The sequence below is a fragment of the Serratia sp. B501 genome, assembly GCF_051172315.1.
Taxonomy (GTDB): domain Bacteria; phylum Pseudomonadota; class Gammaproteobacteria; order Enterobacterales; family Enterobacteriaceae; genus Serratia; species Serratia ureilytica.
The window spans coordinates 139,147-152,660 of the sequence record NZ_JBPIZB010000007.1; the positions used below are offsets into that span (position 1 = coordinate 139,147).

Below are 13,514 nucleotides of genomic sequence, written 5' to 3' on the forward strand. Positions count from 1 at the left end.
CAGTAAATTTATCAGGGTCAGACCAATGCGCTAAAAATGACCGCTTAGCATAAATTTTCATGCTGGAACTGTTAACAAAAGGTTTTTTTTATGTTTGTTTGCTGTTTCTCACAGTCTGCGTAAATCCCCACTGGTTATATTGACGACACCCCAAACAGTTGGCAACTTGATAGCCTCAGGGGTAAGAGCGAGAGTTGTTTGAGTGAATTCCACGCGCTCAGACGTCCCCGTCGCGATGCGTTCCATCCGGCATCCTCTCATCGTACGCCTTCTGCCTTCGGGCGCTGACCGCACAGGCCACGCAATAAAAAATACAGGTCTGGCGGCAATTACACACATCACATCACACAATGGAGCACTAACGATGACACGTTCCTTGGGTAAATCGGGGGTTCTGAAATTCGGCATTGGGCTGATCGCGCTGACCGTGGCGGCCAGCGTACAGGCCAAGACGTTGGTTTACTGTTCTGAAGGTTCCCCGGAAGGGTTCAACCCGCAGCTGTTCACCTCCGGCACCACCTACGACGCCAGTTCGGTACCGATCTACAACCGCCTGGTCGAATTCAAAGTCGGCACCACCGAACTGCAGCCGGGCCTGGCTGAGAAGTGGGACGTCAGCGAAGACGGCAAAACCTATACCTTCCACCTGCGCAAAGGCGTGAAGTGGCAGAGCAGCAAAGATTTCAAACCGACGCGCGACTTCAACGCCGACGACGTGGTGTTCTCCTTCGAACGCCAGTTGGATGCCAATAACGCCTACCACAAAGTGTCCGGCGGCAGTTACGAATACTTTGAAGGCATGGACATGCCGAAGCTGATCGCCAAGATCGAAAAAGTAGACGACAACACCGTGCGTTTCGTGCTGAACCGCCCGGAGGCGCCGTTCCTGGCTGACCTGGGCATGGACTTCGCGTCCATCCTGTCCGCCGAATACGCTGACGTCATGATGAAAGCCGGTACGCCGGAAAAAGTCGACCTGAACCCGATCGGCACCGGCCCGTTCCAGCTGCTGCAATACCAGAAAGACTCCAAAATCCTGTACAAGGCGTTCGACGGTTTCTGGGGCACCAAGCCGAAGATCGATCGTCTGGTGTTCTCCATCACGCCTGACGCTTCCGTGCGTTACGCCAAGCTGCAGAAAAACGAATGCCAGGTGATGCCGTTCCCGAACCCGGCCGATATCGCCCGCATGAAGCAGGACAAATCCATCAACCTGATGGAGCAGCCGGGGCTGAACGTGGGTTACCTGTCGTTCAACACCGAGAAAAAACCGCTGGATAACGTGAAGGTGCGTCAGGCGTTGACCATGGCGGTCAACAAGCAGGCGATCATCGACGCGGTTTATCAGGGCGCGGGCCAGGCGGCCAAGAACCTGATCCCGCCGACCATGTGGGGCTATAACGACGCGGTGCAGGATTACGCTTACGATCCGGCCAAGGCGAAAGAACTGCTGAAAGAAGCGGGCATGGCCGACGGTTTCAGCATCGACCTGTGGGCGATGCCGGTACAGCGTCCTTACAACCCGAACGCGCGCCGCATGGCGGAAATGATCCAGGCCGACTGGGCCAAGATCGGCGTGAAAGCCAAAATCGTGACCTATGAGTGGGGTGAATACCTCAAGCGCGCCAAAGCGGGCGAGCACCAGACGGTGATGATGGGCTGGACCGGCGACAACGGGGATCCGGACAACTTCTTCGCCACGCTGTTCAGCTGCGCGGCGGCGAAAGACGGCTCCAACTACTCCCGCTGGTGCTACAAGCCGTTTGAAGATCTGATTCAACCGGCGCGCGCCGAGTCCAACCACGACAAACGCATCGAACTGTACAAGCAGGCGCAGGTGGTGATGCACGATCAGGCTCCGGCGCTGATCGTCGCGCACTCCACCGTGTATGAGCCTGTGCGTAAGGAAGTGAAGGGCTACGTCGTGGATCCGCTCGGCAAGCATCACTTCGAGAATGTCTCTGTAGACTGATTCCGACCTAAACCGGAGATGCACGAATGGACTTGCAGGGGCGCAACAGGTTTGCGCCTCTGCTGACCAGTCTCCGGCGTATGGCCGTTGGATCGTTCAAAGGCATGTGAGCGTTAATAAGCCTGGCGGACGATGAGCTGCCGGGCATTGATACAGAGAGTTCGGGATATGTTGCAGTTCATACTCCGACGTTTGGGGTTAGTTATCCCAACGTTTATCGGCATTACATTGCTGACTTTTGCATTCGTCCATATGATCCCCGGCGACCCGGTGACCATCATGGCCGGGGAACGCGGTATCTCCGCCGAGCGCCACGCGCAGCTGATGGCGGAAATGGGGCTGGACAAGCCGCTCTATCAACAATACTTCTCCTATGTGTCCAACGTGCTGCACGGCGATCTGGGCACCTCACTCAAAAGCCGCATCTCCGTCTGGAGCGAGTTCGTTCCGCGCTTTCAGGCCACGCTGGAGCTGGGCCTGTGCGCGATGATCTTCGCGGTGCTGGTGGGCATCCCGGTCGGGGTGCTGGCGGCGGTCAAACGCGGCTCGGTCTTCGACCACACGGCGGTGGGCATCTCGCTGACCGGCTATTCGATGCCGATTTTCTGGTGGGGCATGATGCTGATCATGCTGGTGTCGGTGCAGCTTAACCTGACGCCGGTGTCGGGGCGCATCAGCGACACGGTATTCCTCGACGACAGCCATCCGCTGAGCGGCTTCATGCTGATAGACACCCTGATCTGGGGCGAACCGGGCGACTTTATCGATGCGGTGATGCACATGATTCTGCCGGCCATCGTGCTGGGCACCATCCCGCTGGCGGTGATCGTGCGCATGACCCGCTCCTCGATGCTGGAGGTGTTGGGCGAAGACTATATCCGCACCGCGCGCGCCAAGGGCGTGAGCCGCCTGCGGGTGATCGTCGTTCACGCGCTGCGCAACGCGCTGCTGCCGGTGGTGACGGTGATCGGGCTGCAGGTCGGCACTATGCTGGCCGGCGCCATTCTGACCGAAACCATCTTCTCCTGGCCGGGTCTGGGCCGCTGGCTGATCGACGCGCTGCAGCGCCGTGATTACCCGGTAGTGCAGGGCGGGGTGTTGCTGGTCGCCTGTATGATCATTCTGGTTAACCTGCTGGTAGACGTGCTCTACGGCGTGGTCAACCCGCGTATTCGCCACAAGAAATAAGGGGCGCTCTCATGTCTCAAATCACTGAGTCTGCAGTTAAAGGTGCGCCGAAGCCGATGACCCCGTTTCAGGAGTTCTGGCACTATTTCAAGCGCAATAAAGGGGCCGTGGTCGGCCTGGTGTATATCGTTTTGATGCTGGTGATCGCGCTCGGCGCCGGGGTGCTGGCGCCGCATGCGCCGGCGGACCAGTTCCGCGACGCGCTGCTCAAGCCGCCGGTGTGGCAGGAGGGCGGCAGCTGGCAATACATCCTGGGCACCGATGACGTGGGCCGCGACGTGCTGTCGCGCCTGATGTACGGCGCGCGCCTGTCGCTGCTGGTCGGTTGTCTGGTGGTGGTGTTGTCGCTGGTCATGGGCGTGGTGTTCGGCCTGCTGGCCGGCTACTTCGGCGGCGCGGTGGACGCGGTGATCATGCGCGTCGTCGACATCATGCTGGCCCTGCCGAGCCTGCTGCTGGCGCTGGTGCTGGTGGCGGTATTCGGACCGTCGATCGTCAACGCCTCGCTGGCGCTCACCTTCGTCGCCTTGCCGCACTATGTGCGTCTGACGCGCGCGGCGGTGCTGGCGGAGGTGAACCGCGATTACGTCACCGCTTCGCGGGTGGCGGGCGCCGGCGCGCTGCGTCAGATGTTCGTCAATATTCTGCCTAACTGCCTGGCGCCCTTGATCGTTCAGGCTTCTCTCGGTTTCTCGAACGCCATTCTCGACATGGCCGCTCTCGGCTTTCTGGGCATGGGCGCGCAACCGCCGACGCCGGAGTGGGGCACCATGCTCTCCGACGTGTTGCAGTTCGCGCAAAGCGCCTGGTGGGTAGTGACCTTCCCCGGCCTGGCGATCCTGCTGACGGTGCTGGCATTCAACCTGATGGGGGACGGTTTGCGTGACGCTCTCGACCCCAAACTCAAGCAGTAACAGAGGACGAGAGAGATGGCGTTATTGAATGTAGACAAGCTTTCGGTGCACTTCGGTGACGAAGGCACCCCGTTCCGCGCGGTAGACCGCATCAGTTACAGCGTGGATCAAGGTCAGGTGGTCGGCATCGTCGGTGAATCCGGCTCCGGCAAATCCGTCAGTTCGCTGGCGATCATGGGCCTGATCGATTTTCCCGGCAAAGTGATGGCCGACAAGCTGGAGTTCAACGGCCAGGACTTGCGCAAGATCTCCGAAAAAGAGCGCCGCCAGCTGGTGGGCTCCGAAGTGGCGATGATCTTCCAGGATCCGATGACCAGCCTGAACCCGTGCTACACCGTCGGTTATCAGATTATGGAGGCGCTGAAGGTGCATCAGGGCGGCAACCGCCGCACCCGCCGCCAGCGCGCTATCGACCTGCTGACGCAGGTGGGGATTCCCGATCCGGCCTCGCGGCTGGACGTGTACCCGCACCAGCTTTCCGGCGGCATGAGCCAGCGCGTGATGATCGCCATGGCTATCGCCTGTCGGCCGAAGCTGCTGATCGCCGATGAGCCGACGACCGCGCTCGACGTGACCATCCAGGCGCAGATCATCGAACTGCTGCTGGATCTGCAGCAGCGCGAGAACATGGCGCTGTTGCTGATCACCCACGATCTGGCGCTGGTGGCGGAAGCGGCGCATCACATCATCGTGATGTACGCCGGCCAGGTGGTGGAATCCGGCAAAGCGGCGGAGATTTTCCGCGCGCCGCGCCACCCGTACACCCAGGCGCTGCTGCGCGCGCTGCCGGAGTTCGCCGCCGACAAGGCGCGGCTGGCTTCGCTGCCGGGCGTGGTGCCGGGCAAATACGATCGCCCGACCGGCTGCCTGCTCAATCCGCGTTGTCCGTACGCCAACGAGCGCTGCCGTAACGAGGAGCCGGAACTGCGCAGCATTCCCGGCCGTCAGGTTAAATGTCACACACCGCTGGATGATGCGGGGAGGCCGACCGTATGAGCCAGAATCAACCTTTACTGCAGGCGATCGACCTGAAAAAGCATTACCCGGTGAAAAAGGGCCTGTTCGCGCCGGAGCGGCTGGTCAAGGCGCTGGACGGCGTGTCGTTCACTCTGGAGCGCGGTAAAACGCTGGCGGTGGTCGGTGAGTCGGGCTGCGGCAAATCCACGCTTGGCCGCCTGCTGACGATGATCGAAGTACCGACCGGCGGCGAGCTGTACTACCAGGGACAGGATCTGCTGAAGCCGGACGTTTCCGCCGAGAAATTGCGGCGCCAGAAGATCCAAATCGTGTTCCAGAATCCTTACGGATCGCTCAACCCGCGCAAGAAGGTCGGGCAGATCCTCGAGGAGCCGCTGTTGATCAACACCTCGCTCAGCGCCGCTGAACGGCGGGAAAAAGCGCTGGAGATGATGGCGAAGGTCGGCTTGAAGACCGAGCATTACGATCGCTATCCGCACATGTTCTCCGGCGGCCAGCGTCAGCGTATCGCCATCGCCCGCGGGCTGATGCTGAATCCGGACGTGGTGATCGCCGATGAGCCGGTGTCGGCGTTGGACGTGTCGGTGCGCGCTCAGGTGCTGAACCTGATGATGGATCTGCAGCAGGAGCTGGGGCTGTCCTACGTGTTCATCTCGCACGATCTGTCGGTGGTGGAACACATCGCCGATGAAGTGATGGTGATGTACCTGGGCCGCTGCGTGGAAAAGGGCAGCAAAGAGGCGATCTTCAACAACCCGCGCCATCCGTATACCCAGGCGCTGCTGTCCGCGACGCCGCGGTTAAACCCGGATATGCGCCGCGAGCGCATCAAGCTGACCGGCGAACTGCCCAGCCCGATGAACCCGCCGCCGGGCTGCGCATTCAATGCCCGCTGCCGCCGCGCCTTCGGCACCTGCGTACAGCTGCAGCCGCAGCTGAAGCAGTACGGTGAGCAGATGGTGGCCTGTTTTGCGGTCGATCAGGACGAACATCCGGGGGCGTAAAGCGTCGGATTTCACCGCATAAACCCACGCCGGCTTAACGCCGGCGTTTTTTATTATTTAATCAATCAGTTAATCGAATCGCTTTTCAGGGCGTTATTGAATGCTTAACGAAAATCTGACGAATGCTTATTTTTATAGGAATTTTCGCAATTAATTAATAAGCGAATAAAAAATTTAACGGGAGGTGAGTAATAATATTTTTGCCAGACGTTTAACTTCGCCTTTTGTCGGACTTGCTCAATAAAAAAAGCACGCCGTCGGCGTGCTTTGGGTCGATAAGGCCGCGCTTATTGCGGATAAGGCACCCAATCGCCGCCGTTCAGGCGAATGTAAGGTTTCCCCTGATATTGCATCACGATGGCGTTGTCGTTTTCGGAGATGACCGGCGTCTGCGGCAGCCCTTGCGTCAGCGCCTGCCAGTCGACGCTGGACTCGCTGAAGACTTTGCCGTCCACCAGACGTGATACCAGCTCCGACAGCGCCAGATAGCTGCTCGGCGTTTTGATCTGCAGCGGGCTGCCCTGATGCGGCGCCTTTATGCCGATCAGTTTGATGCCGACCGGCGTATGGGTGATGTTCAGGCTGGGGATATCGCGCAGGCCGGACATTTGCATCTTGTCACCCACCAACGCCGCGCCGTGCTCCGGCACGATCACCACCACCACTTTGCGGCCGGATTTTTCCAGCTGATCGAGGAAGGTGTTCAGCTGATCGAACAGCTTCTGCGCGCGCGGCTGATAGTCGGCGCTCTTGTTAGAGCCGACGAAGCGGTTGCCGTCGTGCAGCGGAATGACGTTGAAGAAGGTGGCGGTGCGGGCGTCTCCGGCTTTTTGCTGCTGATCCAGCCAGCGGGTCAGCAATTCCAGATCGTTATAAATCGGCTCGCCGTCGAACGACGTCAGCTCGTTGCCGACGCCGGCCTGCGACATCAGCGGCGCCTGCATGTCGCCCTGTTCACGCAGCTCTTTCAGGTAGTTGCCGAACACTCCGGAGTGATCGAGCATCAGCTGTTCCTTGAAGCCGAGCTTCGCCAGGTTGTCGAACAGGTAACACTGCTGGTTCACCGGCTGGTACAGATCGTGATGCGAAAGCTGGCCGCAGCTGGCGCGCAGCAACCGTATCGAGGCCGGGCCGCTGTAGGCGGTGGCCGAGTTGAAGCTGTCGAACATGATATCCATCTTCGACCACAGCGGATGATTCTGCAGGTTGACCGCCTCCATATCGGCCCAGGCCAGCGAGCAGATGTTGATCACCAACAGATCGAACGGTTGGGCGTCGGCGGGCAAAGTGGCCGGGAACGCGGTGGCGCGGCCTTTTTCCCGCTCGTAGAACTGGTTCAGATAGGCCGTCAGGTTGGCGCTGGTCGGCGGCAGGCTGTCTGCCGGCGCATTATCTCCTGCCGTCGGCGCGGCCGTGGCCGGCGTGCCGGCGCCGCCGGCGGCAGCCGTGGAACTGGCGGGCAGCAGTGAGACCGCCGGCCCGGCGATGTTGACGATATTGAGCCACACCAGCGCGGCCACGGTGAACACCGTAACGCGCACCCACTGGGCGACGAACAGATAAGCGATAAGCAACACGAAGGCGGCGCCGACCATCTGCCAGTTGATAAAGCGGCTGACCAGCTCCAGCAGGTACTGGGCGCTGAAGCCGGCCAGCTGAGAGCCCTGGCTGAGAATGCTGTTGATGCCCGGCAGCCAGGTATCGTGGTAGAACAACGCGATGCCGATCGGGATGGCGAGGTAATGGCGCCAGCGGTGCAGCCGCGGCGAGGGGATCGGCATCAGCAGATAGGCCATGAACACCAGGTTCGGCAGCGCGTGGAAATTCAGGTAGCCGAACCACAGCAGGGCGAATTTCGCCAGAAAGTAGAGGTTCCAGCCACCCAGCCCGCGCCAGTAGCGCCACAGAGCGTTATCGGATTGCGTATTTGAGTTTGGATTCATGGCTGCTTCTTATGACGTTTAATCTGGGAGGATGAGCCTGTGCGCACCCATAAACCGGCGGATTTCAAATAGCGCGGCGATAACAACAGGTTTTGCCAGTATTGACGCAAATGCGGAAAACGCCTGTGAAAGGCGTAGCCCAGCGGAATGAAGACCAGCGCGCACAGCAAGATCAGTTGCAGGATGTCGTTAAGGTTCAGCATGCTTTTCCTCCTGCGGGCCAAGCGGCAGCGTGAAAGCGATCGGCTGGCGGCGTTCTGCGGGCTCTGCGGCCGTCACCACGGGGGGCGGCGGCGCGACGCCCCCGGCGCCGGTGGCGGTAAGCTGCCAGCGCCCCTGAGCCATGCGTTTGATTTCCGAAATGATATCGACATCCTGGTGCCACACCACCCGGTTGCTGAAGGCTTCATCCACCGGCAGGCGGAAGATGAACTTCAGCGCGGTGTTCAGATCGTTGATGCGGCAGGTGGAGAGGAACAGCACCAGGCGCCCCTGCACCACGGTCATCACGTCGCCGAAACGCCGCAGGTGGCACAGGGTCATCGCCTGTTCGGCGCGCAGGCCGGTGGCCGGGCGCAACGCCACCATCACGCCTTTGCCGTCCTCGGGCAGCAAGGTGTTGGCCATCAGCGAAAGCACCGCCTGGCTAAACGGTTCCGGCCGCATGTAGCCTTTCAGCTGCAGCGGACGCAGCCCGGCCAGCAGCGCATCGATGTCGGCGGGCACGTGACGTGAGAAGCGCTGCCCCTGGATGCCTTCAAGCATGGTCAGAAAACGCGACAGCGGCGCGACGTGCGGCACGATCAGGTTGGCGCCGCAGGCCAGCAGCAGCCGTTCGTCGCTGTAGCGCAGGCTGGCGCTCATCTCGCGCACCGCGATTTTCAGGCCGTTGCCGCGGCTGCGGCGCAGGGTGTGGATTTGGTGCGCCAGATGATCGATTTGGTCGCTTTGATACAACGCGAAAATCAACGTCGCCGAGAGTCTCAGCATGCCGTGCTGCGCCAGTTCGTCGTTGCTCTCCAACAGCTGCCAGTTGGCGGACAGCGGCGGCGCGCCTTCCAGGATGCTGCGCTCGGCCAGATACTGGCCTTCGTCGCTGCGCAAGGCGGTGGGGGAGGGCTGGCTATTTTCCTCCTCGCCCTGCCAACCGCCTTCCGCCGCATACAGCGTCAGCAGCTGATTGGCGTTGATGCCGTTTTCGGTGCTCCACCAGTTCACCAGGTATTGCGCGCTGTCCTGCTGCCATTGCAGGCTGGACAGGCCGTTCAGGATGCGGTGCTGTGTGCTGAGCTGCCCTTTGAGCTTATTGATGCCGCCGCCGTGGCTGAGGATCAACAGCGTACACCCCTGCCGCCGCAGCCAGGCGGCGAGGGTGCGCGTCCATTCGCGCAGTTCTTCGGTGGTGAAGGTTTGCCACAGGCTGGCGTGGGCCAGCAGGATAAGTAAGCGATTTTGCGGCCGCAGGGCGCGCATCAGATCGTCGCTCAACTGCGCCAGCGCGGCTTTTTTCTCCGGTAGTTGATACAGCGGCAGCTTCTGCAAAGCGGGCGCAGCCAGCTCGGCCAGCAGGCGATCGGGTTTGTCTCCGCTGCAGATCAGGGCGAGCTTGCGGGTGGCCGGCTGGGCGGCTATGGCCTGGCGACACAGCAGCGCGGCGTCGCTTTGCCTGTCGATATTGATCCAATAAAGCCCGGGGGCCTGCATCACCGACAGCTCTTCCCAAATCTGCCGAATGCCTAGAGAAAAAGAGTGCGCCATAGGATGTGTTCTACTTTCGTTGAAAGCCGACTAAAGGCGTTTATATTTAAAGATAGCCATTTTTACGCTGGCAATAACAAATCTCCGATGCTCTTCAATAATATTTGTTGAGAATCATCTTATTGCCTGTCTCTTTTTGTATCGTTGCTATAGTTAATTAACATAGCCTATTTTCGCCAAGGCGGAAGAATGAATAACGCACCCAGCCATTTTCGTGCAGCGGCGCCGGAGGAGAGCCAGGATGACCTGCAGGCGCTCAGCCAGGCTTTTTCATTACCAAAATTAAGCTATGTCGATATTTCGCGGCAGGAGCGGTTAACGCAAATGATGGCGCGCTGGCCGCTGCTGGCCGAATTGGCGCAGAACGCGGGGAGCCACTGATCTATGCCGGCGATCGCGCTGCAAGGGTTGCGGGGTGGAATGGGGACGACGTCAGTCACGGCGGCGCTCGCCTGGGCGTTGCGCCAGCTTGGCGAGTCGGTGCTGGCGATAGACTTTACGCCGGACAATCTGCTGCGCCTGCATTTCAACACGCCGTTCGAACTGGCGCGCGGCTGGGCACGCGCGGAACAGGACGGCGGCGGTTGGCGGGAAGGCGCGCTGCGTTATTGCGAAAACCTCGACTTTTTACCGTTTGGCCGCCTGAATGCGGCGGAACGGCTGGAAGTGCAACATCGGTGTCAGGCGCATCCCGATCGCTGGCGCGATAATTTGCGTCAGCTGATGGCCGGCGATCCGCAGCGCTGGGTCCTGCTGGACGTCCCGGTCGGGGACGGCGTTTTGGCGCAGCAGGCATTGCAACTGGCCGACAGCGTGTTCGTGCTGTTGAACCCCGACGCCAACTGCCAGGTGCGGCTCCATCAGCAGGCGCTGCCGCACGAAAGTCATTTCCTGATTAACCATTACTCTTCGGCCAGCCGGCTGCAGCAGGATTTGCATCAGCTGTGGCTGCAAACGCTGAGCGGCCTGTTGCCGGTGGTTATCCACCGCGATGAAGCGTTGGCGGAAGCGCTGGCGGCCAAACAGCCGCTGGGCGAGTACCGCCCCGAGAGCCTGGCGGCGGATGAAGTGCTGACGCTGGCCAACTGGTGCCTGATCAACCTCAAACGGGGCGTTGCGCCATGAGTCGGGTGCTGAGCCTGCTGCTGGTGCCGCCGGTGCGCCAGGCGGTGCAGGCGCGTTACCGCGCCTATCGCCGCAGCGGGGCGTCGGCGCTGACCGCCTTTTTCACTACGCTGTTGGTGGCGCTGGGGTGGATGCTGTTGCGTTTGGAGTCACCGGCCTGGCGGCGCGTGCGCGCCGGCCGCGCTTACTGGTTCCCGCATCTGTCCGCCGAACGCCCCCGCCCGGCGGATGCGCTGCGCTATTTGCTGCAGGGGGTGTGGCTGCTGCTGTTCCGCAGCGGCCGCGCGCCGGTGCAGCGCGATTATTTCGCCGGTTGGCGGCGGCTGCAGCAGCGCTATGCCGATTGGCTGCAGGGCTTGCCGCAGCGGCTGAAAAACGCCGGCGTGGAACAGCGCTCGGTAGAGCGACTCGGCCGCATGAACCGCGGATTACGGCGCGCGCTGTTCATTCTGGTCGGCGTGCTGGCGGCGATCCTCGCCATGCTGTGCATCTCGCAACCGTTCGATCTGTCGGCGCAGTTCGTGTTCGTTCTGCTGCTGTGGGGGATCGCGATGGTGGTGCGCCGGGTGCCGGGGCGCTTGCCTGCGTTGATGCTGATCGTGCTGTCGTTGACCGTCTCTTGCCGTTACCTGTGGTGGCGCTATACCGCCACGCTGAACTGGGACGATCCGCTCAGCCTGGTATGCGGCCTGCTGTTGCTGGTGGCGGAAACCTACGCCTGGGTGGTGTTGGTGCTGGGCTATTTCCAGACTATCTGGCCGCTTAACCGCCAGCCGGTGCCGTTGCCCGAAGACAGCGCCACCTGGCCGACCATCGATCTGATGGTGCCGACCTACAACGAAGACCTCGGGGTGGTGAAGCCCACCCTCTATGCGGCGCTGGGCATCGACTGGCCGAAAGAGAAAGTGAACATCTATATCCTTGATGACGGTAATCGCCCCGAGTTCCGGGCGTTCGCCGCCGAGGTGGGAGTGAAGTACATCGCCAGGCCGACTCACGAACACGCCAAGGCCGGCAACATCAACAACGCGCTGAAGCAGGCCACTGGCGAGTTCGTGGCGATTTTCGACTGCGACCACGTCCCGACGCGCTCCTTCTTGCAGCTGACCATGGGGTGGTTCTTCAAAGACAAAAAGCTAGCGATGCTGCAGACCCCGCACCACTTCTTCTCGCCGGATCCCTTCGAGCGCAACCTTGGCCGCTTCCGTCAGACGCCCAACGAGGGCACTTTGTTCTACGGGCTGGTGCAGGACGGCAACGATATGTGGGACGCCACCTTCTTCTGCGGCTCTTGCGCCATCCTGCGCCGCAGCGCGCTGGACGAAATCGGCGGCATCGCGGTGGAAACCGTCACCGAAGACGCCCATACCTCGCTGCGTTTGCACCGGCGCGGGCATACCTCGGCCTATATCCGCATTCCGCAGGCCGCCGGGCTGGCGACCGAAAGCCTGTCGGCGCACATCGGCCAGCGCATTCGCTGGGCGCGCGGCATGGTGCAGATCTTCCGGCTCGACAACCCGTTGCTGGGCAAGGGGCTGAAACTGGCGCAGCGCCTGTGCTACGCCAACGCCATGCTGCACTTCCTGTCGGGCATCCCGCGGCTGATCTTCCTCACCGCGCCGCTGGCGTTTTTGCTGTTGCATGCCTACATCATCTTCGCGCCGGCGCTGGCTATCGCGCTTTACGTGCTGCCGCACATGATCCACGCCAGCCTGACCAACTCGCGCATCCAGGGGAAATACCGCCATTCGTTCTGGAGCGAAATCTATGAAACGGTGTTGGCCTGGTATATCGCGCGGCCGACGACGGTGGCGCTGTTCAATCCGCACAAGGGCAAATTCAACGTCACCGCCAAGGGCGGGCTGGTGGAGGAGGAGCACGTCGACTGGGTGATCACCCGGCCTTACATGTTCCTGGTGGTTCTTAACCTCGCCGGGCTGGCGTTCGGCGCCTGGCGGCTGGCCTATGGCCCGACGGACGAGGTGATGACGGTGATCATCAGCCTGGTGTGGGTGCTGTACAACATGACCATTCTCGGCGGCGCGGTGGCGGTGGCGGTGGAAGCCAAACAGGTGCGTCAGGCGCACCGCGTGGAGATCGCCATGCCGGCGGCGATCGCGCGTGCCGACGGCCACCTCTACCCCTGCACGCTGCGCGATTACTCCGATGGCGGCGTGGGCATCGAGATGCGGGTGGCGGACACGTTGAAAGAGGGCGACAAGGCCTCGCTGCTGCTCAAACGCGGCCAGCAGGAGTACAGCTTCCCCTGCGTGGTGACGCGCGCCTTCGGCAACAAGGTGGGGGTGCGTCTGGTCAGTCTTTCCACCCGCGAACACATCGATTTTATTCAGTGCACCTTCGCCCGCGCCGATACCTGGGCGCTGTGGCAGGACGGGTTCCCTGAAGACCGGCCGATCGAAAGCCTGCGCGACGTGCTGGCGCTGGGCTTCCGCGGCTATGTGCGCATGGCGGACTACGCGCCGCCGCTGGTGCGCGGTCTGCTGGTCGGGGTCACGTCGCTGACCGCCTGGGTAGTGTCGTTTATTCCGCGCGGCGTCGGCAGGGATCCGACCTTGGGTCAACAAGAAACCGTGGGTTAGCTGCGAGTTCAACCGCCCGCTCACTCGCCCGG

11 protein-coding genes are annotated in these 13,514 nt (G+C 61.4%); 8 read left to right on the forward strand and 3 right to left on the reverse strand.

All coding sequences use genetic code 11. The features are described from left to right. Nucleotides 1-364 precede the first annotated feature (364 nt). The 5 genes from dppA (at nt 365) to dppF (ending at nt 6,056) form a co-directional block, all read left to right on the forward strand. A complete protein-coding gene (gene dppA / locus ACSBQV_RS19715; protein ID WP_042783430.1) occupies nt 365-1,972 on the forward strand; it encodes a dipeptide ABC transporter periplasmic-binding protein DppA in 1,608 nt (535 codons plus the stop codon). A 168-nt stretch (nt 1,973-2,140) separates the two neighbouring features. Beyond that, the gene (dppB, locus tag ACSBQV_RS19720) at nt 2,141-3,160 is read left to right on the forward strand and encodes a dipeptide ABC transporter permease DppB (RefSeq protein WP_099782471.1); all 1,020 of its coding nucleotides are present in this window, start codon (nt 2,141-2,143) and stop codon (nt 3,158-3,160) included. Between the two features lie 11 nt (nt 3,161-3,171). Continuing rightward, nucleotides 3,172-4,074: a dipeptide ABC transporter permease DppC gene (gene dppC / locus ACSBQV_RS19725; RefSeq protein ID WP_033645059.1), complete on the forward strand. Its 903-nt coding sequence runs from the start codon at nt 3,172-3,174 to the stop codon at nt 4,072-4,074. Nucleotides 4,075-4,089: 15 nt separating this feature from the next. After that, nucleotides 4,090-5,070, forward strand: coding sequence for a dipeptide ABC transporter ATP-binding protein (gene dppD / locus ACSBQV_RS19730; RefSeq protein ID WP_033645058.1), 981 nt, complete (start codon nt 4,090-4,092; stop codon nt 5,068-5,070). Further along, nucleotides 5,067-6,056, forward strand: coding sequence for a dipeptide ABC transporter ATP-binding subunit DppF (gene dppF / locus ACSBQV_RS19735; RefSeq protein WP_015376237.1), 990 nt, complete (start codon nt 5,067-5,069; stop codon nt 6,054-6,056). Before dppD ends, dppF begins: the two co-directional genes overlap by 4 nt. A 287-nt stretch (nt 6,057-6,343) precedes the next feature. On the opposite strand, the gene bcsG is transcribed toward dppF, so the two are convergent. The 3 genes from bcsG to bcsE are packed head-to-tail and all read right to left on the reverse strand — an operon-like array spanning nt 6,344 to nt 9,757. Further along, entirely contained in the window at nt 6,344-7,999 is a 1,656-nt protein-coding gene (bcsG, locus tag ACSBQV_RS19740; RefSeq protein WP_099782470.1) for a cellulose biosynthesis protein BcsG, read from the reverse strand. After that, nucleotides 7,996-8,202, reverse strand: coding sequence for a cellulose biosynthesis protein BcsF (gene bcsF / locus ACSBQV_RS19745; RefSeq protein ID WP_033645228.1), 207 nt, complete (start codon nt 8,200-8,202; stop codon nt 7,996-7,998). The genes bcsG and bcsF overlap by 4 nt, the downstream gene beginning before the upstream one ends. Further along, nucleotides 8,189-9,757, reverse strand: coding sequence for a cellulose biosynthesis protein BcsE (bcsE, locus tag ACSBQV_RS19750; RefSeq protein ID WP_099782469.1), 1,569 nt, complete (start codon nt 9,755-9,757; stop codon nt 8,189-8,191). Before bcsE ends, bcsF begins: the two co-directional genes overlap by 14 nt. A gap of 189 nt (nt 9,758-9,946) precedes the next feature. On the opposite strand from bcsE, the gene bcsR reads away from it, so the two are divergent. From bcsR to bcsA, 3 genes are read left to right on the forward strand one after another with little or no spacing between them, the layout of a single operon-like run. Then, nucleotides 9,947-10,138: a cellulose biosynthesis protein BcsR gene (gene bcsR / locus ACSBQV_RS19755; protein ID WP_047573171.1), complete on the forward strand. Its 192-nt coding sequence runs from the start codon at nt 9,947-9,949 to the stop codon at nt 10,136-10,138. 3 nt (nt 10,139-10,141) lie between these two features. Next, nucleotides 10,142-10,882 carry a cellulose biosynthesis protein BcsQ gene (gene bcsQ, locus ACSBQV_RS19760; protein ID WP_099782468.1) on the forward strand — a complete coding sequence of 247 codons (741 nt, stop codon included), beginning with the start codon at nt 10,142-10,144 and terminating at the stop codon, nt 10,880-10,882. Then, nucleotides 10,879-13,482 (forward strand): UDP-forming cellulose synthase catalytic subunit, encoded by a 2,604-nt coding sequence (bcsA, locus tag ACSBQV_RS19765; RefSeq protein WP_099782467.1) that lies wholly within the window; start codon nt 10,879-10,881, stop codon nt 13,480-13,482. Before bcsQ ends, bcsA begins: the two co-directional genes overlap by 4 nt. Nucleotides 13,483-13,514: the final 32 nt, after the last annotated feature.